18 protein-coding genes and 1 tRNA gene are annotated in these 21774 nt (G+C 62.7%); 13 read left to right on the top strand and 6 right to left on the bottom strand.

What is annotated here, in order from left to right; translation table 11 throughout:
- The first annotated feature begins 478 nt into the window (after nt 1-478).
- Nucleotides 479-2092, top strand: coding sequence for a rhodanese-like domain-containing protein (locus PSO31014_RS22755; RefSeq protein ID WP_246176885.1), 1614 nt, complete (start codon nt 479-481; stop codon nt 2090-2092).
- A gap of 200 nt (nt 2093-2292) precedes the next feature.
- Here the strand turns inward: PSO31014_RS22755 and acnB are convergent, their stop codons facing one another.
- The 5 genes from acnB to PSO31014_RS19845 all read right to left on the bottom strand — a co-directional run bounded on the left by acnB (nt 2293) and on the right by PSO31014_RS19845 (nt 8829).
- Complete coding sequence (acnB, locus tag PSO31014_RS19865) at nt 2293-4878, bottom strand: bifunctional aconitate hydratase 2/2-methylisocitrate dehydratase (RefSeq protein ID WP_150553219.1); 2586 nt, start codon at nt 4876-4878, stop codon at nt 2293-2295.
- A gap of 398 nt (nt 4879-5276) precedes the next feature.
- Nucleotides 5277-6275 carry a methyltransferase gene (locus PSO31014_RS19860; protein ID WP_150553190.1) on the bottom strand — a complete coding sequence of 333 codons (999 nt, stop codon included), beginning with the start codon at nt 6273-6275 and terminating at the stop codon, nt 5277-5279.
- A 286-nt stretch (nt 6276-6561) separates the two neighbouring features.
- On the bottom strand, nt 6562-7212 hold the full coding sequence (locus PSO31014_RS19855; RefSeq protein ID WP_150553189.1) for a Crp/Fnr family transcriptional regulator: 651 nt from the start codon (nt 7210-7212) through the stop codon (nt 6562-6564).
- A gap of 25 nt (nt 7213-7237) precedes the next feature.
- On the bottom strand, nt 7238-7786 hold the full coding sequence (locus tag PSO31014_RS19850) for an aspartate carbamoyltransferase (protein ID WP_150553188.1): 549 nt from the start codon (nt 7784-7786) through the stop codon (nt 7238-7240).
- 134 nt (nt 7787-7920) lie between these two features.
- Nucleotides 7921-8829 carry a LysR family transcriptional regulator gene (locus PSO31014_RS19845; RefSeq protein WP_150553187.1) on the bottom strand — a complete coding sequence of 303 codons (909 nt, stop codon included), beginning with the start codon at nt 8827-8829 and terminating at the stop codon, nt 7921-7923.
- A 144-nt stretch (nt 8830-8973) separates the two neighbouring features.
- Between PSO31014_RS19845 and PSO31014_RS19840 the strand changes: the two genes are divergently transcribed.
- The 12 genes from PSO31014_RS19840 to PSO31014_RS19785 all read left to right on the top strand — a co-directional run bounded on the left by PSO31014_RS19840 (nt 8974) and on the right by PSO31014_RS19785 (nt 21577).
- Nucleotides 8974-9924 carry a hydroxymethylglutaryl-CoA lyase gene (locus PSO31014_RS19840; RefSeq protein WP_150553186.1) on the top strand — a complete coding sequence of 317 codons (951 nt, stop codon included), beginning with the start codon at nt 8974-8976 and terminating at the stop codon, nt 9922-9924.
- Between the two features lie 11 nt (nt 9925-9935).
- Nucleotides 9936-11087, top strand: a complete 1152-nt coding sequence (locus PSO31014_RS19835; RefSeq protein WP_150553218.1) for a CaiB/BaiF CoA transferase family protein — start codon at nt 9936-9938, stop codon at nt 11085-11087.
- A 125-nt stretch (nt 11088-11212) separates the two neighbouring features.
- Nucleotides 11213-12652 carry an MFS transporter gene (locus tag PSO31014_RS19830; protein ID WP_150553185.1) on the top strand — a complete coding sequence of 480 codons (1440 nt, stop codon included), beginning with the start codon at nt 11213-11215 and terminating at the stop codon, nt 12650-12652.
- Nucleotides 12653-12796: 144 nt separating this feature from the next.
- The gene (locus tag PSO31014_RS19825; protein WP_150553217.1) at nt 12797-15169 is read left to right on the top strand and encodes a plasma-membrane proton-efflux P-type ATPase; all 2373 of its coding nucleotides are present in this window, start codon (nt 12797-12799) and stop codon (nt 15167-15169) included.
- Between the two features lie 177 nt (nt 15170-15346).
- Nucleotides 15347-15757: a DUF4148 domain-containing protein gene (locus PSO31014_RS19820; RefSeq protein ID WP_150553184.1), complete on the top strand. Its 411-nt coding sequence runs from the start codon at nt 15347-15349 to the stop codon at nt 15755-15757.
- A 165-nt stretch (nt 15758-15922) separates the two neighbouring features.
- Nucleotides 15923-16483 (top strand): cytochrome b, encoded by a 561-nt coding sequence (locus tag PSO31014_RS19815; RefSeq protein WP_150553183.1) that lies wholly within the window; start codon nt 15923-15925, stop codon nt 16481-16483.
- 268 nt (nt 16484-16751) lie between these two features.
- Nucleotides 16752-17348 (top strand): undecaprenyl-diphosphatase, encoded by a 597-nt coding sequence (locus PSO31014_RS19810; protein ID WP_150553182.1) that lies wholly within the window; start codon nt 16752-16754, stop codon nt 17346-17348.
- 84 nt (nt 17349-17432) lie between these two features.
- Nucleotides 17433-18209, top strand: coding sequence for a COG4705 family protein (locus PSO31014_RS19805; RefSeq protein ID WP_150553181.1), 777 nt, complete (start codon nt 17433-17435; stop codon nt 18207-18209).
- Nucleotides 18210-18232: 23 nt separating this feature from the next.
- Nucleotides 18233-18991, top strand: a complete 759-nt coding sequence (locus tag PSO31014_RS19800) for a COG4705 family protein (protein ID WP_026131502.1) — start codon at nt 18233-18235, stop codon at nt 18989-18991.
- A gap of 23 nt (nt 18992-19014) precedes the next feature.
- Nucleotides 19015-19680, top strand: coding sequence for a response regulator transcription factor (locus tag PSO31014_RS19795; protein WP_017231474.1), 666 nt, complete (start codon nt 19015-19017; stop codon nt 19678-19680).
- Nucleotides 19656-21053 (top strand): ATP-binding protein, encoded by a 1398-nt coding sequence (locus PSO31014_RS19790; protein WP_150553180.1) that lies wholly within the window; start codon nt 19656-19658, stop codon nt 21051-21053. Before PSO31014_RS19795 ends, PSO31014_RS19790 begins: the two co-directional genes overlap by 25 nt.
- Nucleotides 21053-21577 (top strand): DUF2127 domain-containing protein, encoded by a 525-nt coding sequence (locus tag PSO31014_RS19785; protein ID WP_150553216.1) that lies wholly within the window; start codon nt 21053-21055, stop codon nt 21575-21577. The genes PSO31014_RS19790 and PSO31014_RS19785 overlap by 1 nt, the downstream gene beginning before the upstream one ends.
- Before the next feature lie 78 nt (nt 21578-21655).
- Here PSO31014_RS19785 and PSO31014_RS19780 read toward each other — a convergent pair.
- Nucleotides 21656-21740, bottom strand: a tRNA-Leu gene (locus PSO31014_RS19780).
- Nucleotides 21741-21774: the final 34 nt, after the last annotated feature.

The raw sequence follows: 21774 nt of genomic DNA, 5'->3' as shown, positions 1-21774 counted from the left end.
CACTGGCGTTCGGGGGGCTCCTGAAATTTCGCCGGCGGATGCGATGGATCGAATTCGAGACGGCGCACTCGCGGTTTCGTTCGATTCGAGTGCGGACTATCTCGCCGCACATCCACCCGGCGCGGTGTGGGCGAATCGTGCGCGGCTGGAGGCGATCAAGACGCATGTTCGAGATGGCCGGCCGCTCGTGCTTTTTTCGAGCGATGCGGCTACCGCCCATCTGGCCGCGCTCGATCTGGCCGAAATCGCGGGCGAAGGCGTATCGATTGCCGTTGTGGCCGGCGGGCTGCGCGCCTGGCGTGACCAAGACCTTCCAATCGAGATATCTCCCGAAAACGCATTGTCGCAAGCCGCGCGTGTCGATGTGCTGTACTGGGCGAACGATCGTCGCCAAGGTAATGCTGACGCGATGCGCGCGTATCTCGATTGGGAGAAGCATCTGCTTGCGCAAGTTGCCGCGGACGGCCATTCCTTCGGCATGGGTGCAAGATCGATCGACGCGCCAACGCTGAAGCGGTGGCTGCACGACGGTGACGAAATTGCGCTGTTCGACGTTCGCGAGCATGGTCAATATGGCGAAGGACATCCGCTCTTCGCAGTGTCGCTGCCATACAGCCGGCTCGAAACCGACGTCGAACGGCTCGCACCGAAAAAGGACGTCAGGCTGGTTGTATTCGACAGCGGTAGTGAGAGCGGCGACGACGGCGCGCCGCCGATCGCTGCGCGGGCCTCGCAAAGGCTGACCGCGCTCGGATACACGCAAGTTCATGTCCTCAGCGGAGGCATGCGTGCGTGGCGAGACGCCGGGCTCAACGTGTTTAGCGGCGTGAACGTCCCGTCGAAGGTCTTCGGGGAACTGATCGAGCATGCATACAACACGCCGCGCGTCGGTCCGGACGAGCTCGTGGCTTGGCGTGCTGGTGGGCGCAATGTGCTGCTGCTCGATGGACGTCCCATCGACGAACACCGAAAGATGTCGGTACCCGGGTCAATTTGCGTGCCAAACGGCGAATTGGCGCTGCGTGTCGATGATTTGCCGGGCAGTAACGATGCGATCCTCGTTGTCCACTGCGCAGGACGTACCCGCAGCATTGTGGGTGCCCAAACCTTGATCAATCTGGGCTGGCCCAAGGACCGCGTTTTAGCGCTCGAGAACGGAACGCAGGGCTGGTATTTGGCCGACCACGCGCTTGAACACGGAGACGAACAGCGTTATTCGGACACCGTGTCGCCTGCCGCGCTTGCCGCGGCGCAAGTTGCAAGCGCGGCGCTCGCGGAGCGCTTCGAGGTGCCGAGCATCGATGCTGACGCCGTCGTGCGATGGCAGGCAGAAGGCGAACATTCCCTATTTCTATTCGACGTGCGGACGGCGGACGAATACGCCGCTGGCAGTCTTCCCGGCGCGCGCCACGCGCCAGGCGGGCAGCTGGTGCACGCAACGGACCGCTACGTCGGTGTGCGCCATGCGAAGGTGATCGTGTTTGACGACGACGGCGTTCGGGCACCCGTCATCGCTAGTTGGCTGCGGCAACTTGGCCACGACGCCTACATTCTGTCGGCCGGCTTGCGTAGCGGGCTGTCGCTGCCGCGCCCGGACGGGTGGCGAGCACAGGCGCTGCCCGCCATTGACGCGAGCGAGCTATCGGCGCGGCGGTACGATGCGAAGGTCTGCGTGATTGATGTCCGCTCGAGCATGGCGTTCAGGCGCGCGCACGTGGCGGGAGCCATTTGGTCGATTCGACCGCGTCTCGCGACGGTCCCGTTACCGTCCGATCGCACGGATGTTGTGCTCGTTGCTGGCGATGACGCGGTTGCCGCGCTAGCGGCGGCCGAATTGCTGGCGCGTTGCGATGTCTCGAGTGTTTCCGTGCTGACGGGCGGTTTCACGGCCTGGGCGGCCGCCGGGCTGCCTTGCGAAAGCTCACCGGATCGGCCGTCAGATCAGGCCTGCATCGATTTCTTATTCTTTGTGCACGACCGGCACGAAGGTAACCGAGACGCGGCGCGGCGCTATCTGGAATGGGAAACCGGACTCATCGCGCAGCTTGACGACGACGAGTTGGCCGAGTTCGACATGCGCGGTGGGCAGTGATCCACCGAGTTCGTCCCTGCCCGTCCCATAGTCCGCCGACCGCTTCATTCATGAACCGGTCGGCGGACTAGCGAATGCCGGCGACTCATCCGCACCGACGAACATAAAAAAATGGCGCCGCGAACCTCCAGTTCGCGGCGCCATTTCACTGTGCTTCCCGCATTACGGCCCAACCAACGTACCGTAACGCGCCATCAAACTTACATCTGCACCGTGTCGGCGACTTCCTTGAAGTCTTCGATTTGGTCGAAGTTCATGTACTTGTAGATCTTGTCGCCGTTGGTGGCGAGCACACCCATGTCGGCCATGTACTCTTCCTTGCTCGGAATCTTGCCCAGACGCGAGCAGATCGCCGCCAGTTCCGCCGAGCCGAGATACACGTTCGTGTTCTTGCCAAGACGGTTCGGGAAGTTGCGGGTCGACGTCGACATGACCGTTGCACCTTCGCGCACCTGTGCCTGGTTACCCATGCACAGCGAGCAGCCCGGCATTTCCGTACGCGCACCCGCCGTACCGAACACGCCGTAGTGACCTTCTTCGGTCAACTGCTTCTGGTCCATCTTCGTCGGCGGCGCCACCCACAGCTTGACCGGAATGTCGCGCTTGCCTTCGAGCAGCTTGGAGGCCGCACGGAAGTGACCGATGTTGGTCATGCACGAACCGATGAACACTTCGTCGATCTTCGCGCCGGCCACGTCCGACAGGGTCTTCACGTCGTCCGGATCGTTCGGGCAGGCCACGATCGGTTCGTGGATGTCGGCCAGATCGATCTCGATGACCGCGGCGTACTCGGCATCGGCGTCCGGCGACAGCAGTTGCGGATCGGCTAGCCACTGCTCCATGGCCGCGATACGGCGCTGCAGGCTGCGCGGATCCTGGTAGCCCTGCGCAATCATCCACTTCAGCAGCGTGACGTTGCTGTTGAGGTACTCGATGATCGGTTCCTTGTTCAGGTGCACCGTGCAACCGGCGGCCGAACGTTCTGCTGAGGCATCCGAGAGTTCGAACGCTTGCTCGACCTTCAGATCGGGCAGGCCTTCGATTTCGAGCACGCGGCCGGAGAAGATGTTCTTCTTGCCCTGCTTGGCCACCGTCAGCATGCCTTGTTTGATGGCGTACAGCGGAATCGCGTTGACGAGATCGCGCAACGTGACGCCCGGCTGCATCTTGCCCTTGAAGCGCACGAGCACCGATTCCGGCATGTCCAGCGGCATCGTGCCGGTGGCAGCGGCGAAGGCGACCAATCCCGAGCCTGCCGGGAAGCTGATGCCGATCGGGAAGCGCGTATGCGAGTCGCCGCCGGTACCGACGGTGTCCGGCAGCAGCATGCGGTTGAGCCACGAGTGGATCACGCCGTCGCCCGGACGCAGCGCAATGCCGCCGCGCGTGCTGATGAAGTTCGGCAGGGTCTGGTGCGTCTTCACGTCCACCGGCTTCGGATAGGCGGCGGTGTGGCAGAACGACTGCATGACGAGATCGGCCGAGAAGCCGAGGCAGGCCAGATCCTTGAGTTCGTCACGGGTCATCGGACCGGTGGTGTCCTGCGAGCCGACCGAGGTCATCTTCGGTTCGCAGTACGTGCCCGGGCGGATCCCCTGGCCTTCGGGCAGACCGCAGGCACGGCCGACCATCTTTTGCGCCAGCGAGAAGCCGCGGCCGTTGTCGACCGGTTGCTGCGGCAGACGGAACAGAGTCGACGCGGGCAAGCCCAGCGCTTCACGTGCCTTGGCCGTGAGGCCGCGGCCGATGATCAGCGGAATACGGCCGCCGGCGCGCACTTCGTCGAACAGCACGTCCGACTTGACCTGGAATTCGGCGATCACTTCACCGTTCTTGAGGGCCTTGCCTTCGTACGGGCGCAGTTCGACCACATCGCCCATTTCCATCTTCGACACATCGAGTTCGATCGGCAGCGCGCCGGCATCTTCCATCGTGTTGTAGAAGATCGGAGCAATCTTGCTGCCCAGGCACACGCCGCCGAAGCGCTTGTTCGGGATGAAGGGGATGTCTTCGCCCGTGAACCACAGCACCGAGTTGGTGGCCGACTTGCGCGAGGAGCCGGTGCCGACCACGTCGCCCACATAGGCGACGAGATGGCCCTTTTCCTTGAGCGACTCGATGAACTTGATCGGGCCGCGCTTGCCGTCTTCTTCCGGGGTGATGCCGGGGCGCGCGTTCTTGAGCATCGCCAGCGCGTGCATCGGAATATCCGGGCGGGTGGTGGCGTCCGGTGCCGGCGACAAGTCGTCGGTGTTGGTTTCGCCCGTCACCTTGAATACGGTGATGGTCAGGCTCTGCGGCACTTCCGGACGGCTCGTGAACCATTCGGCGTCGGCCCAGCTTTGCAACACAGCGCGGGCGTTGGCGTTGCCCTTGTCGGCCAGTTCCTTGACATCGTGGAACTGATCGAACATCAGGAGCGTTTTCTTGAGGGCGTCGGCGGCGACGGTGCCGACTTCGGCGTCGGCCAGCAGCTCGATGAGCGGCTGGATGTTGTAACCACCCAGCATGGTGCCGAGCAGTTCGGTCGCACGGGCGCGCGAGATGAGCGAGCAGGCGGTCTCACCCTTGGCGACGGCGGCGAGGAAGCCCGCCTTCACGCGAGCGGCTTCGTCCACCCCGGCCGGAACACGGTTCGTGATGAGGTCGACCAGCGTTTCGGCTTCACCCGCCGGCGGATTGATCAGCAGCTCGACCAGTTCAGCGGTCTGCTGTGCCGTCAGCGGCAGGGGCGGAATACCAAGCGCGGCGCGGGCGGCCACGTGAACACGATAGTTTTCGAGCATGAGAAGACCTGCTGGCATTGCGTTTCGGGGGAGGGTTTCGGCCCTCCGAGGCTTGTTCCAATACTGCGTCTAGCGCGATTTTAGTCCCTATATCGGGCAAGGTCAAACGTCTTATGTCTTATGTCTTATATAAGACTTTGCGAGATGCGCAAATAAGCGGTTCCGCCGCGATATCAGCGCGGCGAGTTTTCGGTATGGCAAGGGCGATACGGAAGACGTCTCTTCCGCCCGAAGGAGGGGCAACGGGCTATGGCGTACGGTGCAACGTACCGTGAAGGGAAGCGCTGACGGTCAGACGTCGACCTCGCAATCGAGAGAGGCGGCATTCCCTTCCTTGGCCTGGGCACTGCCGGCGGCTGCGCAAATCCTGGCGCCAGCGACGACAGGTAATCAGGCCATCACTCAAATACGACGAGGCTCTCAGGCGAAGGCGGGAGGGGCGCTACGCGCATCTTTGAAAAACCAGCGTCGCGGCCCATCTCCTCGAGTTCACGTGCGGTGTAAGCATCGCCTCGCGGCGTTGATCCGAGCATCATGAAGGAGAATGCCGCGGCGAAGGGCGGCGAGACGCGATCGTCGTCGGGCACGAACTCCACCGCGAGCACTCGCCCTCCGGCCCTGAGGCTCTTGCGTACTTTCGAGAGCAGTCCCACACAGGTGGGCGGATCGAAGTGGTGCAGGAAATTCGAGATCAGAACAAGATCGAAGTCCGTTCCCCAATCGACGTCAAACGCGCTGCCCTCGATCGTCCGATAGCGCGCGCTTACGCCGGCCGCCACAGCGTTCTCCTTCGCGACCTCCAATACCGCCCGCCAGTCGGTTGCCACAACGTCCGCCGCGGGAAAGGCGTTAGCGATCGCAATGCCAAAGACGCCGTGCCCGGCGGCAATGTCGAGCACGCGTTTCGGTGCTTCAGGCCATGTGCCGACGTGCTCGGCCACCGCCCGCGCGGTTGGCGCCACAAAGGGCACCATTGCGCGCGCGAATTTCACCCAGACGGGGTTGTCAGGCGACATGTTGCCTAGCCCTACGGAGCCGCCGTTTCGAACGAACGCAACGGGATCCTCCAGCCATAGCGCCGTCATTTCGGGGGCCGCAAGAAAATCAGTAACGCTTCCCATCCAAGCCGGCGAGGACGTCGTGAGGAACGTCGCGGTCGACGGCGTCAACAGATACCGCCCCATCTGCTTCTGCAGCAGCCCCAGCACGGTCAGGTAATCGCACAGAATGCGAACGCCGCGCACGGAGGCATGCACGCGCTTCGCTATGGGCTCAAGTTCGCCTTTTTCGTTCTCGATCGCGGTGAACAGATCGAGCGCGACGGCGGCTTTCACCGCAGCGGTCTTCTGATATCCGAGTAAGGCATCTACGAAGGCTTGCGGAGAGATGTCGTCCATGAACAAAGTCCTTTCGAGAAATACCGCTGCAAGCGGCCTTGCCGATGAGGACGGGCGGTCATGCCCCACAGGGCGACGGGCTGACGGCTCCGGGAATCTGTTCGAGTATAGGAAATTCGCCGCCAGGTACCAGCGTTTTAATTCCACCTACGTCGCCTCGCCATTGCGTGGGCGGGGCGAGTGTGTGGGTGCGCCGTTTTCGTACCGATGTCGCGACATGCGGTAGCCGGAGGCGGAGCCAACGAGACGCCGGTGTCGACCACAAAGCACGGCACGCAGCACCCGCTTATGTCTTCGAGCCGTTGCTCCGATGCGAGACCTCTCGAATCTCGATCCCGTCACGCACGATCGTTCCGTCGTGTTCCAGTTGGGCCAACGTGCGATAGAGGGTTTCATGGGCGATGCCTAGGGTGGCGGCCCACTGCATGAGCGTTCCGGGCGGTTTGAACCGTCCCTGGTCGTCGCACTCCAGGCGCAGGCAATGGAGCACACGCTCGCGAGGCGAGCGTAGTGTCAGACGTTCCGCGCGGGCACGGCTGCGCACGAGTTGCCGCGACAGCAGCCGGATCCAATCGATGGCAAACCCGGCATCGCGCTGCAGACACAACAGCAGGGTCTTCGCTGGAAAGGCCAGCAATTCGCTCGCACTGCCGCTAAACGCGTCACAGTGATAGTACGAGCTGAACAGGCTCGCCTCGGCCAGGAAATCGCCAGGCCCTCCGGTTTGCAGCGTGATGGATTCGCCGTGCGCTTCGTCACGTCGCAACAGCACCTGCCCCGTTTGAATCAGATACACCGACTCGACGCGCTGTCCGCGCTTGAACACGTAAGTGTTCGCCTCGTACCGGCACAACCGGGCCGATTCACGCAGTGCGTCCGGCCACGTTGGCGGACACGAGACCGATCCAGGGGCGAGGGCATCGGAGAGATCGGCCATGCGTGTCCCGGTGGGTATGCGCGACTTACTTCGCCATCGAAGCGTTCATCGGATGGTGGCGCATCATGCCGGGATCGTGTCCCGCCATGGCGTCATGACCATGATCGGACACCTGCGCGTCAAACCATGTGTGCAGCGCGTCGACCAGACGCGGCTCGTTTGCGCGATAGACGATTTCACCGCCATTTGGCAAGTCGCGATAGCTGACCTTCAGTTCGCCCGGCGGCGCGTCTTGCAACGTCTGCAGACCCGGCATGTCGCTGCCGTGAATCGTCTCGGGCGCCCCGAAGTTGCCCGCCGCGAATTGTCGCGCGATGACGGTCATATGTTCGCGGATCAGCGCGACCTGCTTCGGGTCGCGATGCTTCGTGACAACCTTCTGCACGCCGCCCGTGGTCGTTTTCGTAAAGACATGGCTCGTCGCGGCCAACGAGAACGGCATCACCTCCGCCCCGTGCTGCGCCACCGTCGCCTGGCGCGCGGTGAGGTCGGCCAAGGCGACCGATGAGAAAACTACGCCACCGAACAGGGCGGCGGTCGCGGCCCCAACTAACAACACTGAAGGGCGTTTCATGGATCACTCCAATCGAAAGTGCATTCGAAGTCTACCGGCGGCAAGCCACGCTGACCATGACTGAAATCATACGTCGCGCCATACCACTCAAACCGGTCAATACTGTGCGATGCCTCGGAAATACCGTCGCGTAGTCACGATTGGGTGCGAGCCCGTTCCACCAGGTGTTCGACCATTCGCTGCGCTGCGGGCGGTAACGCTTCGAAGTCGCGATAGCAGATGATGAAGCGTCGGCGGGCCCAGCTGTCTGTCAGCGGGATCGTCTTGATCTTCATGCTGGATTGGTAGATCTCTCCGACTTCGGCGGGAATCACGCTGATGCCCAGGTTGGCGGCAACGACGCGCAAAGCGGCGTCGAAGCTTGACACCACCGCGCGATAGGTCACGGTGCGCCCGACGCTCGCGGCGGCTCGCTGCAGCAACGTATGCACCGCCGTCGCCGGGGGCATGCCTACGTGGTCGTAGTCCAGCGATTGGTGAAACGACAGCGAGCGGCGCTCGGCCAACGGGTGCGCCGGATGCACCGCCAAGGCCAGCGAATCCTCGCGGTACGGCACCGCCTGCAAGCCGTCCAGCGCAACGTTGTCCCAACAGACGCCGACTGACGCGGCGCCCTCGCGAATGCGCCGGACCAGATCGACCGATAACCGCTCCTCGACATCCACCCGGATGTCGGCGTGGGCCGGGATCGACATGAAGTCGGAGATATCGTCCAACAGCGATTCCGCAATGGCCGACGCGGACGCACACAGGCTCACCCGCCCCTTCAAGCCACCCCCGAACGACGCCGCGTCGGACGCGATTCGCTCCATCGTGAACAGCACGCTGCGCGCATTTTCCAGCACCGCCAGCCCGGCGGCCGTGGGCTGTACCCCACGGCGCGTGCGGGTCAACAGCGTCACGCCGAGATCCGACTCCATCTGCGCAATTCGCTTGCTGATCGCCGACGGCTCGATATGCGCCTCGCTCGCCGCCCGTCCGATGTTGTTGTGGTCGCACACGGCCACAAACAAGCGCAAGGTCTTCAAATCAATGTCGCGCACAACGCCTCCTCGGTCCGCCTGATTCTGACATTCCTGAATGGAACGCCAAAGCTGCCTTTTCTTCTCTTTATTTCCATTCAGGAATGACTAAAGTTAGCACAAAAGCCGGAGGTTCAGACCGGCACCGATAACTCTGGAGATGCCATGTCCCTGTATCCACCGCGCGTCATGCTGCGCGAGGTCGGTATGCGCGACGGGCTGCAAAGCCTGTCCAGCGTGCTGCCCACCGAACGCAAGATCGAGTGGATCGACGCCGCCTACGCCGCCGGTTTGCGCGAAATCGAGGTCGGCTCGTTCGTGCCGCCCGAGCGGTTGCCGCAACTCGCCGACACGCCCGCACTCGTAGCGCACGCCCGCACCCTTCCCGGCTTGTCCGTCAGCGCGCTGGTGCCGAACCTGAAAGGTGCAGAACGCGCATTGGCCTGCGGCGTCGACCGCTTGCTCGTCCCCCTCTCGGCGAGCCACGCACACAGTCTCGCCAACCTGCGCAAAACGCCCGATGACGTTATCGCGGAGGTCGGGCGCATTCGTGCCGCACGCGACGCCGCTGGCGTCAAAACAAAGATCGAAGGCGGCGTGGGCACGGCCTTCGGCTGCACGCTGCAGGGGGTCGTGCCGGAAGCCGAGGTAATGCGCTGTCTCGCCGCGTTGCTCGACGTTGGCGCCGACGACGTCAGCCTGGCGGATACGGTGGGTTACGCCGGCCCCGGCGCGGTGAGCCGGCTGTTCACGCAAGCGCGCAAGCTGGCCGGTGAGCGCCTGTGGTGCGGTCACTTCCATGACACGCGCGGATTGGCGCTGGCCAACGTCATCGCGGCACTCGGCACCGGTGTCGATCGCTTCGATACGTCCCTTGGCGGCATCGGCGGATGTCCGCACGCGCCGGGCGCAAGCGGCAACGCCGCCACAGAAGATCTGGCCTTTATGCTGGACGACATGCAAATCGCGACGGGGCTCGATATCGACGCGCTCCTCTCCCTCCGCGCACGCCTGACCACATGGCTGCCCGGCGAAACGTTCCACGGTGCGCTCGCGCGCGTCGGACGCCCCCTATTGACCGGCACGTCGTGCACGACGCTGCCGACCGCTGCCTGAGGATCGACATGATGTCCCAAGAAAATCGTTTGCCGCTCGACGGTGTGCGAGTCGTTGAGTTCACCCACATGGTGATGGGCCCGACCTGCGGGATGATTCTCGCGGACCTGGGCGCCGAGGTCATCAAGGTCGAACCACCCGGCGGCGACAAGACACGCAAGTTGCCGGGATTGGGCATCGGATTCTTCCGCGCCTTCAATCGCAACAAGAAAAGCGTCGTCATCGACATCAATACCGCTGAGGGCCGCGAGACGGCGGCCGACCTCATCGGCGCGTGCGACATCGTGATAGAGAACTTCCGCCCCGGCCTGATGGCGGCGTGCGGCCTCGATTACGCGACACTGTCCCGTGAACACCCGCGCCTCATCTACGTGTCGCACAAGGGCTTCCTGCCTGGGCCGTACGAGAAGCGTCTGGCGCTGGATGAAGTGGTGCAGATGATGGGCGGACTCTCCTACATGACGGGCCCTGTAGGCCGCCCGCTTCGCGCCGGCACATCGGTCAACGACATCATGGGCGGCATGTTCGGCGCGATCGGCGTGCTGGCCGCCCTGCGCGAGCGCGATGCGACAGGCCGGGGCCAGGAGGTGCAGAGCGCGTTGTTCGAGAACTGCGTTTTCCTCAGCTCACAGCACATGCAACAGTACTCGATGACGGGCGAAGCCCCGCCGCCGATGCCCGCCCGCGTGTCGGCCTGGAGCGTCTACGACGTGTTCACGCTCGCCCACGACGAGCAGCTCTTCATCGGCGCGGTCAGCGACAAGCAGTTCCTCAAGCTTTGCGATGTGCTCGGCTGCCCCGAGTTCGCCGCCGAACCGCAATTCGCCACGAACGCCGACCGCGTCGCCGTGCGACCGCATCTGCTGGAGCGACTCGGCACCGTGCTTCGCCATCACGACATGCAGGCGCTGATGCCTCAACTCGAAGCGGCGGGCATTCCGTTCGCGCCGATCGTGCGTCCCGAACAGTTGCTCGACGATCCCCATCTTCGCGCCAGCGGCGGCATTGCGCCGATGGAGACCGACGACGGCACCGTCACCGATGTCGTGCTCCTGCCGATCACGTTGGGTGGGCGCCGTCCCGGCGTCAGGCAGGCGCTCGCAAAAGTCGGTGAGCACACGCAGCAAATCCTCGGACGCCTGACTCGCAAGGTCGGCGCCTGACATAAGCGCACCCTCGCACCCCCGCGTCATCGCACCTCTGGCGAAGTCCGCCAGCGATACGCGCTTAAACGATGTCGCGGTGCCATAACAAAACCCATGCCGCGATGGACACTCTGGAGACAAGCATGACAACAGGTCTGACCGCGGGCGCACCGCCCACTGCAGAAAATCACGTTCCCGCCGACATTCACCCAGCCGCCGAAATTGCGGCCCGAATGGACCGGCTGCCCGTCACCGGTTATCTCTGGAAGCTCGTTCTGCTGATTTCGCTGGGCGGCTTCTTCGAAATCTACGACCTGATTTTCACCGGGTACATTGCGCCCGGCATGGCGAAGAGCGGACTGCTGAGCGCCACTACACATTCGCTGTTCGGATTGCATGGCATCGCGGGCTTCATCGCCGCGACATTCGCCGGCTTGTTCGTCGGCACATTCTGTTTCGGCGGGTTGCCGGATCGCTTCGGCCGCCGTGCCGTATTCACGTATTCACTGCTGTGGTACTCGGTTTGCTCGGCCATCATGGCGCTGTCGAACTCACCGGAGACGCTGATTATCTGGCGCTTCATCGCCGGGATCGGCGTCGGTGTGGAAATCGTCACGATCGACAGTTACGTGACCGAACTGATGCCACAACACATGCGCGGACGTGCGATGGCGTTCAACCAGATGGTCATGTTCGCGGCTGCGCCGGTCGCGGCACTGCTGTCCTACTGGTTGGTGCCGACCACTCTGTTCGGACTCGACGGATGGCGTTGGGTGGTGCTCGCGGGTTCGGTGGGCGCCGTGCTGGTCTGGTTTGTGCGACGCGCCGTGCCGGAAAGCCCGCGTTGGCTCGCCATGAATGGTCGCGCCGACAAAGCCGACGCGATTGTCTCGCACATGGAGCAAGCCGTGATGCGCGAGACGGGTTCGCCGTTACCGGCGCCGGCTGACGTCGTCCAACTGCCGCCGCAACGCCGGGCAACGTTTGCGGAACTGCTTCAGCCGCCGTACCGCTCGCGTCTGTTGATGCTGATCGCGTTCAACTTCTGTCAGGCCATCGGGTACTACGGATTCGCCAACTGGGTGCCGACGCTGCTGATTGGTCAGGGTATTACCGTGACGAAGAGCCTGCTGTATTCCTTCATCATCGCGTTTGCGCTACCGCTCGGACCGGCGCTGACCCTCCTCTTCGCCGACAGAATCGAGCGCAAGTGGCTCATCGTCGGCTCCGCCGCGGCCGTCGTGGTATTCGGACTTACGTTCGCCCGCTTGACCAGCGTGCCGGGGCTGATCGTGTGTGGCATCGTGATCAGCCTGTTCGGCCAGATCATCTCGGTTTGCTATCACGCCTATCAGGCCGAGCTTTTCCCGACGGCGATTCGATGCCGCGCCAACGGGATCGTGTATTCGGCCAGTCGGGCGGGCGCCATGCTTTCCGGCTTCCTCATCGCGGCATTGCTGCGCGACTTCGGTGTGCCCGGCGTCTTTACCGGCATTACGGTCTGCATGGTGATCGTCATGATTTCCATCGGGGCGTTCGGACCGAAGACGAATGGCGTACGTCTGGAAGTGCTGTCGCACTGACGTCGATGTTCCCGCGTTGATGGCCGGGCAATAAGGCGTACGATTTCCATTGCGTCCCGGTCACCCGACGGGGACCGGGCAGGCCCATCGCGCAGGCGATGGGTTACCGAGAGGACTACGTCTATGGGTACGCCTTCCCAGGTCATGTCATCTGCCGTTCATCCCGAAGCGGAGGACCCGCTGCCGCCCACCGACCCCGCGAAAGGGCTGACGACTCCCGAGGCGCAGGATCGGCTGCAACGGTTCGGCGCCAATGTCATCGAGGATGTGCAACTCCCCGCCTGGCGCCAGTTCGTAGGCAAATTCTGGGGGGCGGTGCCGTGGATGCTGGAAGCGGTCGTTGTGCTTCAAGTGGCGCTGGGCAGACCTCAGGAGGCCCTCGTCATCCTGTTTCTGTTGGCTTTCAATGCGGCCGTCGCATTTGTCCAGGAACGTCGCGCCAAGGACGCGCTGGCACTGCTGCGTCGCCAGTTGCAAGTCAGTGCGCGCGTGGTGCGCGACGCGCAATGGATGCGGCTATCGGCCACCCAACTCGTGCCGGGAGATGTCGTCCACGTGCGCGCCGGCGACATCGTGCCCGCCGACCTCAAGTTGTTCGACGGCGACGTATCGCTCGATCAATCGGTGCTCACGGGCGAGTCGCTGGCCGTTGGCGCCGGTCCGGGGCAGCCGGCCTACACCGGGTCGATCGTGCGTCAGGGGGAAGGCAGTGGCGAGGTCACTGCCACCGGGGCATGCACTTACTTCGGCCGGACTGCTGAACTGGTGCGCACCTCGAATGCACCGAGTCACATGCAGCGCACCATTTTCGCGATCGTCAAACGCCTCGTCGCTTTCGACGCCGTGCTGGTCGTTCTGGTGATTCTCTACGCTGTGACGCACGGACTTCCCATGACGGAGACGGCGATCTTCGCGCTGCTGCTGCTCGTGGCGTCCGTGCCGGTCGCGCTCCCGGCCACCTACACGTTGGCCACCGCGATGGCGAGTGCCGCGTTGGCCAAGCAAGGCGTGCTGGTCACGAGACTGCCGGCGGTTGAAGAGGCTGCGGCGATGGACACGTTGCTCTCCGATAAGACCGGCACGTTGACGAAGAACGAGTTGTCGGTCGCGAAAGTGACCGCCTTCGAGGGTTTCGATGACATGGCCGTGCTGCGCGCGGCCTCGCTGGCGAGCGACGATGCTTCGCAAGACCCCCTGGACCTCGCTATTCTTGCGGCCCATCGTGGCCAACCCGGTGCGCAAGCGCTCCCAGTGCGCAAAGCCTTCCGTCCTTTCGATCCCGCGACGCGCTTCAGCGAGGGCGTCTATCTCGTCGATGGCACCGAATGGTATGCGCTGAAGGGCGCGACCCATGCCGTGCTGGCACAGTGCGGCGCGTCGCCCGCGCAACCCGATGCGATTACCGAAGCGGAACGGCTGTTGGAGGGCGCCGGCGCGCGCGTGCTGGCTGTTGCGCAAGGGGGCGCGGGCGCTATCCGGATGGTGGGCCTCGTAGCGTTGTCGGACCCGCCCAGAGAAGATGCCCACGATCTCATCGTCAAGCTGGGCAACCTGGGTGTGCGGGTGTGCATGGCCACAGGTGACGCGCTGGAAACGGCGAAGGCCATCGGACAACGGCTTGGCCTTGGTGCGCGCGTATGCTCCGCGCATGCCGACGATCTGCGTCACCCCGAGCAATGCGACATCTTTGCGCGCGTGTTGCCTGAAGAGAAGCATGCCATCGTTGCCGCGCTGCAAGCGGCGGGACACGTGACCGGCATGACCGGGGATGGCGTGAACGATGCCCCCGCGTTGCGTCAGGCGGAACTCGGCATCGCCGTCGCCAGCGCGACCGACGTGGCCAAGGCGGCGGCAGGCGTCGTGCTGACCGATCCAGGTCTCGAGGGCGTATTGTCGGTGGTCGCGGCGGGACGGGAAGTGCATCGCCGAATGCTGACGTACATCCTTAACAAAGTCGTCAAGACGCTGGAAATCGTCGTGTTCCTGACGCTCGGTCTGTGGTTCACGCACGGCTTCGTGATCTCGTCGCCGTTGATCGTGCTGCTGCTGTTTGCGAGTGACTTTGTCACGATGAGTATCGCCGCCGACAGGACGCTGCCGGCAAGCCGACCGCAGCGCTGGCAAGTAGGACAACTCATCAGTGCGGCAGCTGTTCTGGCGGCGGTGTCGCTCGCGTTCTCGCTGTCGCTCTATGCGACGATGCGCAGCCGGCTCGGCTTGGATCTCGCGCAGATGCAGACGTTGGTATTTCTCTTGTTGGTCTTCACGACGCAGGCCAACGTCTATGTGCTGCGCACCGACGGGCGGATCGGATCGTTGGCGCCCAGCCGGGTCCTCGTGGTGGCGAGCGTGAGCGCTGTGTCCATCGTCAGTGGCATGGCCGCGAGCGGAACGTTGATGGCGGCTGTGCCGATAACGCTCATCGGCATGCTCCTGGTCGCCGTGACCGTGTTCGCATTCGTTCTGGATGCGATCAAAGGCGTTGTGTTCAGGCACAGCCGTCTCGTCGAGCGGTAGCGAAATCGTCGTTTCGTACACTGAACTGTACTCACGCGCGTGTGACGAATGACCGAGGGGCAACGCGCGATCGCGCTAAGGGTTCGCTAAGGCAGCGCGCCTACGATCAATGTGAAGGTTGCGCGATGGCCGAGTCATCGCCCCTTCACACTCATCGTCACCCTTAGGAGTTCGATCATGAAGACCTCATATGTTGCTGCGCTCGTTGCCGTGGCGGGATTGCTTGGTGCAGTACAAATCAACGCGCAAGCGGCACAAAGCCAATCCGTGATGTCCAGCGGTGCTCCGTCCTCGTCACTCACACGTGCGCAGGTGTATGCGCAACTCGTAAGCGCGGAAAAGCACGGACTGATGCAGCAAGGCGACACCGTCTATCCTGAGACCGCGATGCTCCATCGTCCTCAAATGCACGTCACGCGGCTTGCCGTCGAGCAAAGCCTGAGCCGGGCCGAGCAACACGGCTTGCTCACGCAGTCACGTAACGCCTATCCCGTGGTTCACCTGACGGCCCGCACACACACGGCGTGGACACCGAAGATGCAGGTCGCGAGTGAGACGTCGATCGAGCGTCAGTATGCGAATCCGTAATCGCCATGCGCCGTCAGACCGTTCGACATTGACGATTCGGTCGCGAAATTCGCACTTGCTAAGTCTTCGCTAAGTGTCGCGCCCCAGAATTCTGATCCATGGGGCACGGCGCTTGGCGATCGTGTCAGCCGGATTACGTTTTCAATCAGTGGCGAAGAGGCTTCGATGAAACAAACCATTACCCGTTACGATGCGGCATCCCGCTATCTGCACTGGCTTACTGCAGCCTTGTTGGCTGCGCAATTCGTTGTCGCCTTGACGATGCCCGATATCACGCGCAACACGCCTGCCATCGGACTTGTCGCGTGGCATCTCTCGCTGGGCGTCACGATTCTGGGACTCACCGCGATTCGACTGGTGTGGTCGCGCTGTCGCAGCACGCCGACGAAAGACAAGAAGTCGATCTTGCACATGTTCGCGTCCGTTGCGCACAAGGGCTTGTATGCGCTGTTGGTGGTCGTGCCCGTCCTGGGCTGGATCAACGCGTCGGCACGGGGCTACGGACTGAAGTTGCTGGGCGTGGTGCCGTTGCCCGCGTTGTCGACGCAGGGATCGTCTTTCGGCCACTCGATGGGCGACGTGCACTCGTTCCTTGCCTACGTGTTGCTTGGCGCGATCGGGATGCATATCTGTGCCGCGCTTTACCATCACTGGGTGCTGCGTGACGGCACCTTGCACAAGATGCTCCCTGTGCAGAACCAGCCGGAACCCAGCACGACCCGCTAACGGCCGGTTTGTCGCGCGACGCTGTCTGATCGCCGTCGCGCGACACGAATTTCCGCAGCAAACACATTCGCCCGCCCACCGTTCCCGGTGGCTGCGGGCGAATTCGTTTGTCGACGCAAGCGGGCCTTCATGCGCCGCCACCATCATCGCCCCGAAACCGCGCAGATAACGACAGTTTCTAATGCGTGGCTAAGAGTGGGGGCATAGGCTTCGTTTTGCGCGAATTCCCGCGTCACTTTAAGCCATCTCATTTCAAGGAAGACGCCGCATGGAGCGCCTGAATGACACGTTGTTTCTCATGCTCAATGCGTCGGCATTACCCACGCCCCCGGTATTCGGCATGGCGGTTTTCTTTGCGCAGTACTTGATTCTGACGGTGCCTGTGGCAATGGGGCTGATGTGGCTGCGCGCCGACGAGGCGCAGCGCCGGTCGCTGATTGCCGCCGCCATGGCCGGCGCCATCGGCCTCGCCGTCAATCAGGCGATTGGCTGGGTGTGGCAACATCCGCGCCCGTTTGTCGTTGGCATCGGACACACCTATCTGGCGCACGCGGCAGACAGTTCATTTCCGAGCGATCACTTCACGCTGATCTGGTCCGTCGCCAGCGCGCTCCTGTTGGACAACCGAACCCGAACGGTGGGCATTGCCGTCGCACTGCTCGGCCTCCCCGTGGCGTGGGCGCGCATTTTCCTCGGCGTGCATTACCCGATGGATATGGCGGGATCGGCAGTTGTTGCGGGCATTTCCGCTTGGCTTGCCACGCGGCAAATGCGCTGGCTTCGAACAGCAGCCTACCGTCTGGCCATGGCGATTCACCAGAAGCTTTTCGCGCGTTTGATCGAACGTGGATGGGTTCGGGCATGAGCAACATGCCGTGCGGCGGACTAAGGGTGAGCTAATCGTTTTGTTAGACAATTCACATGTTATCTAACGAACCCGGAGGCAAGCATGAATCGTGTCAATGCATCTAGCCCGGTATGGTTAAACAAAGTGCCTGAAGTGACCTTGACGTTCTGGCTCATCAAAATGATGTCAACGACGGTCGGAGAGACGGCGGCCGACTTCTTGAACGTCAATCTTGGGTTCGGATTGACCGGTACGTCTGCCGTGATGGGTTTGCTTCTGGCGATCTTCCTGGGACTGCAAATCAATGCGCGCCGATACATCCCATGGCGCTATTGGAGCACCGTCGTATTTGTCAGTGTTTTCGGAACGCTCGTCACCGACAACTTGAGCGACAACCTTGGCGTACCGCTTGCAGTGTCGACGCTTGCATTTTCGGCCGCGTTGCTCACGACATTCGGGATTTGGTATGCGAAGGAGCGGACGTTGTCGATTCATTCGATCGACACGATCAAACGTGAGCTTTTCTATTGGACCGCGATTTTGCTCACCTTCGCACTGGGCACGGCAGCGGGCGACTGGGTGGCCGAAGGCCTAAATCTTGGGTACGCGAATTCCGCTTTGGTGTTCGGTGCGCTGATCGGCCTGGCCGCCATTGCGAGATTTGTGTTTCGGCGAAACGCTGTCACCACGTTCTGGATCGCCTATATCCTGACTCGCCCGTTCGGCGCCTCGTGTGGTGATCTTCTGTCGCAACCCATTTCCAATGGTGGTCTGGGCCTGGGTGTTGTCGGCACGAGCGCCGTATTCGTTACGGCAATCGTAGCGCTGGTCCTGTATCTCTCCATTGCCGAGCGCAATGCAGCGCGTCAGCAAGTCTGAATTTTTAGAGGACTCTTCCAACCGTGAATACAACCGTACAGAAAACACTTAGCAAGGTCCCCGAGGTCACCCTCTTGTTCTGGGTGATCAAGATCGCCGCCACGACCCTGGGCGAGACCGGAGGCGATGCCGTCTCGATGTCGATGAATCTCGGCTACCTTGTCGGCACCGCGATCTTCGCGGTGGTGTTCGCCATTGCCGTCTCGGCGCAGATTCGTGCAAAGGCATTTTCGCCCGCGTTGTACTGGGTGACGATCATTGCCACGACGACGGTCGGCACCACACTCGCGGACTTCGCCGATCGGTCGCTTGGCATCGGCTACGCCGGAGGCTCGTCGATCCTGCTCGCCTTGCTGCTTGGCTCTCTGTGGCTCTGGTACCGAACGATGGGCTCCGTGTCCGTGCATTCGATCCACTCGCCCAAGGCCGAAGCGTTTTATTGGGTTACGATCATGTTTTCCCAGACGCTGGGCACCGCATTGGGTGACTGGACTGCGGACACCGCGGGGCTCGGCTATACGGGCGCGGCCGTGGTGTTCGGCGCGCTCCTGTTGATTCTCGTCGGTGCGTATTTGTGGACACGCACGTCGCGCACGTTCCTGTTCTGGGCGGCGTTCATCCTGACGCGTCCGCTGGGTGCCGTTGTCGGTGATTTTCTGGACAAGCCGGTCAGCGCCGGTGGACTTGCCCTGAGCCGGTACTCGGCGTCGTTTGCCCTGCTTGCATTTATTCTGACGAGTCTGCTCTTGTTCCGGCAACGCGCCGCGGCGAAAGCGCATTGATCCGTCGCTAGAAAGGAAATGACATGCGCATCTTGCTCGTCGAAGACGATCCGATGATCGGCAGTGTTGTTCGCGATTCGCTCAAGGATGCGACATTCGCCGTGGATTGGGTTACCGACGGGCAGGCGGCGCTGGCGGCAGCCGACTGCCAGCATTACGACCTGGTACTGCTGGATCTGGGCCTACCGGGCAAAGACGGTCACGCGGTGCTGCAAAGCCTGAGATCGCGAGGGCATCAGGTTCCCATCATCATTGTCACGGCGCGCGATACACTGCCGGAACGATTAAAGGGCCTCGACGCCGGCGCTGACGACTACGTGCTGAAGCCTTTCGAGATGGCGGAATTGCTCGCCCGCATCCGGGCCGTCATGCGGCGTCAGGCGGGACAGGCGCTGCCGGTGATGTCGAATGGCATCGTCACCCTCGATCCGGGCACCCGGCAAGCCCATACGTCGGACGTTGCACCAGTGCAATTGTCGAATCGGGAGTTCGCCTTGCTGCAGGCGTTGCTGACGCGGCCCGGGGCCATCCTGTCCAGAAGCGATCTGGAAGACCGGATTTACGGGTGGGGGGACGAGGTCGAGAGCAATGCCATCGAATTTCTCATTCACTCGCTTCGCAAGAAGCTCGGCTCGAGCATCATTAAAAACGTGAGGGGAGCGGGATGGATGGTATTAAAGGGCGATTGAGCGATTCCATTCGCCTGCGCCTGAGCCTGTGGCTCTCGGTGGCGATCCTCGTCTTTGCCGTGATCGCCGGGGTCATTTCGTTCGCCGCAGCGTTCGACGAAGCCCATGAACTGCAGGACGATGTGCTGCGTCAGGTCGCGGCCCTCGTCGATAACAACCATCTGCAGACCAGCGAATTTCGCAATCTTCAGGCGCCTCAGGCGCCGCAGGCGAGCGGTGAGGAGGCCCGCGTGGTCGTTCAGCCGCTCGGGGTGGCAACGCGTCCGGGCGCGGGCGACGGCGACGACAAGCTGCCGCTGTCGCTGCCGGTGACGATGGCCGACGGCCTGTCGACCGTCACCGTGGGCAAGGAGCCGTATCGGGTGCTGGTCAAGACACTGCAATCCGGCGCGCGTATCGCGGTGGCGCAAGAGACGGACGTGCGCGACCAGATCGCCCGGACCAGCGCGATCCGGACCATCATGCCGCTCGTGGCATTCGTTCCCGTGTTGCTGCTGGTGGTCGGTTGGCTGGTGCGCAGGATATTCCGGCCGGTGGCGAGCCTGTCGAGCGAGATCGACAGGCGTCAATACAGCGAGCTGCATCCGGTGTCGACCGAGCATCTGCCGAACGAGATTCGTCCGTTTCTGCGGGCCATCAACAACCTGTTGTCGCGCGTGTCGACGTCGGTGGACGCGCAGCACCGCTTCGTGGCCGACGCCGCGCATGAATTGCGCACGCCGTTGACGGCGCTTTCGCTTCAGGCAGAGCGCCTTGCCGAGGCGGATATGTCCGCGACGGCAAGGGAGCGCCTGGTGGAATTGCGCCAAGGCATCGAGCGCGGTCGACACATGCTCGAGCACCTTCTGACGTTGTCCAGCGTGCAGGCGACGCAGAGCGACGGGCATGCCACCACCGACTCCGTCCTGCGCGTCTTCCGTCAAACGCTGGAAACGCTGTACCCGCTGGCCGAAGCCAAGGGAATCGACCTTGGCATCGAGGCGGTTGAGGACGCGTCGCTACCGATGAGCGAGGCGGACCTGAGCATGCTGATCAAGAACCTGGTCGACAACGCCATTCGCTATACGCCGGCCGGGGGGCGGGTGGACATGATGCTCGCGTCGGGCAAGGGGCAGACGGTTCTGTGCGTCAAGGACACCGGTCCGGGCATTGCACCGAAGGAGCGCGATCGTGTTTTCGATGCGTTCTACCGAGGGCTGGGCACCAGCGAAGTGGGATCGGGCCTTGGGCTGTCGATCGTGAAAGCCATTGCCGAGAAGGCCGGCGCCGATGTGCGCCTTGCCTACGCGGATGAAGGCGCGCGAACGGGCCTGAGCGTGACCGTCGTCGTGCCAGGCGCATCGACCAATGTGCATGAGGGGGGCGGCGCGTGATGGGCTTCTCCGACGTCTACGAGAAGCGGCTCCATTTCATCTTCGAGGCGAGCCTGTGGATAAAGGCGCTCTTCGCCGTTGCCGAGATCGTCGGCGGCGTCGTGGCGTACTTTATCCCCCGGCATTTCCTGCTGTCGACCGTGCTTTGGGTGACGGGGAACGAGATTGCGGAAGATCCGCACGATGTCGTCGCCCGCTTTTTGCTGCATACGGTGCAGCATCTTTCCGTCAGCTCGCAGAAGTTCGCGGCGGCTTACCTGCTCGCGCACGGCGTGATCAAGTTATGGCTGATCATCGGCTTGCTGCGCGACAAGCTCTGGTATTTCCCCGTTTCGATGGTCGCGTTCGCCCTGTTCGTCGTCTACCAGCTCTACCGATTCACGTTCACCCATTCGCCATGGTTGCTGGTCCTCACGGTACTCGACATTGCCATCATTGGGCTCACATGGCACGAATATCGCCTCTCGAAGACGCTCCATGCGCGTGGGAACGCCGGAACCGTCACGCGCAGTTCGCGCAGTTGACGGCCTCGCGGCGTCAGTGAAACAGGCTGGTAAAACAAAAAGGCAGACGAACTCGCGTTCATCTGCCTTTTGAATGCCTGGTGCCCAGGGCGGGACTCGAACCCGCACGCCTCTCGGCGCTACCCCCTCAAGATAGTGCGTCTACCAATTCCGCCACCTGGGCAGGGGACGGCGATTGTAACGGGAAAATCGAGTTT

The organism is Pandoraea soli (assembly GCF_902459595.1).
Taxonomy (GTDB): domain Bacteria; phylum Pseudomonadota; class Gammaproteobacteria; order Burkholderiales; family Burkholderiaceae; genus Pandoraea; species Pandoraea cepalis.
This window is presented reverse-complemented; position numbering and strand designations above follow the sequence as displayed.

Coding starts and splice junctions, on each gene's coding strand:
- PSO31014_RS22755 (WP_246176885.1), top strand. CDS start 479: ATGGGTGCAAGATCGATCGACGCGCCAACGCTGAAGCGGTGGCTGCAC.
- acnB (WP_150553219.1), bottom strand. CDS start 4,878: ATGCTCGAAAACTATCGTGTTCACGTGGCCGCCCGCGCCGCGCTTGGT.
- PSO31014_RS19860 (WP_150553190.1), bottom strand. CDS start 6,275: ATGGACGACATCTCTCCGCAAGCCTTCGTAGATGCCTTACTCGGATAT.
- PSO31014_RS19855 (WP_150553189.1), bottom strand. CDS start 7,212: ATGGCCGATCTCTCCGATGCCCTCGCCCCTGGATCGGTCTCGTGTCCG.
- PSO31014_RS19850 (WP_150553188.1), bottom strand. CDS start 7,786: ATGAAACGCCCTTCAGTGTTGTTAGTTGGGGCCGCGACCGCCGCCCTG.
- PSO31014_RS19840 (WP_150553186.1), top strand. CDS start 8,974: ATGTCCCTGTATCCACCGCGCGTCATGCTGCGCGAGGTCGGTATGCGC.
- PSO31014_RS19835 (WP_150553218.1), top strand. CDS start 9,936: ATGTCCCAAGAAAATCGTTTGCCGCTCGACGGTGTGCGAGTCGTTGAG.
- PSO31014_RS19830 (WP_150553185.1), top strand. CDS start 11,213: ATGACAACAGGTCTGACCGCGGGCGCACCGCCCACTGCAGAAAATCAC.
- PSO31014_RS19825 (WP_150553217.1), top strand. CDS start 12,797: ATGTCATCTGCCGTTCATCCCGAAGCGGAGGACCCGCTGCCGCCCACC.
- PSO31014_RS19820 (WP_150553184.1), top strand. CDS start 15,347: ATGAAGACCTCATATGTTGCTGCGCTCGTTGCCGTGGCGGGATTGCTT.
- PSO31014_RS19815 (WP_150553183.1), top strand. CDS start 15,923: ATGAAACAAACCATTACCCGTTACGATGCGGCATCCCGCTATCTGCAC.
- PSO31014_RS19810 (WP_150553182.1), top strand. CDS start 16,752: ATGGAGCGCCTGAATGACACGTTGTTTCTCATGCTCAATGCGTCGGCA.
- PSO31014_RS19805 (WP_150553181.1), top strand. CDS start 17,433: ATGAATCGTGTCAATGCATCTAGCCCGGTATGGTTAAACAAAGTGCCT.
- PSO31014_RS19795 (WP_017231474.1), top strand. CDS start 19,015: ATGCGCATCTTGCTCGTCGAAGACGATCCGATGATCGGCAGTGTTGTT.
- PSO31014_RS19790 (WP_150553180.1), top strand. CDS start 19,656: ATGGATGGTATTAAAGGGCGATTGAGCGATTCCATTCGCCTGCGCCTG.
- PSO31014_RS19785 (WP_150553216.1), top strand. CDS start 21,053: ATGGGCTTCTCCGACGTCTACGAGAAGCGGCTCCATTTCATCTTCGAG.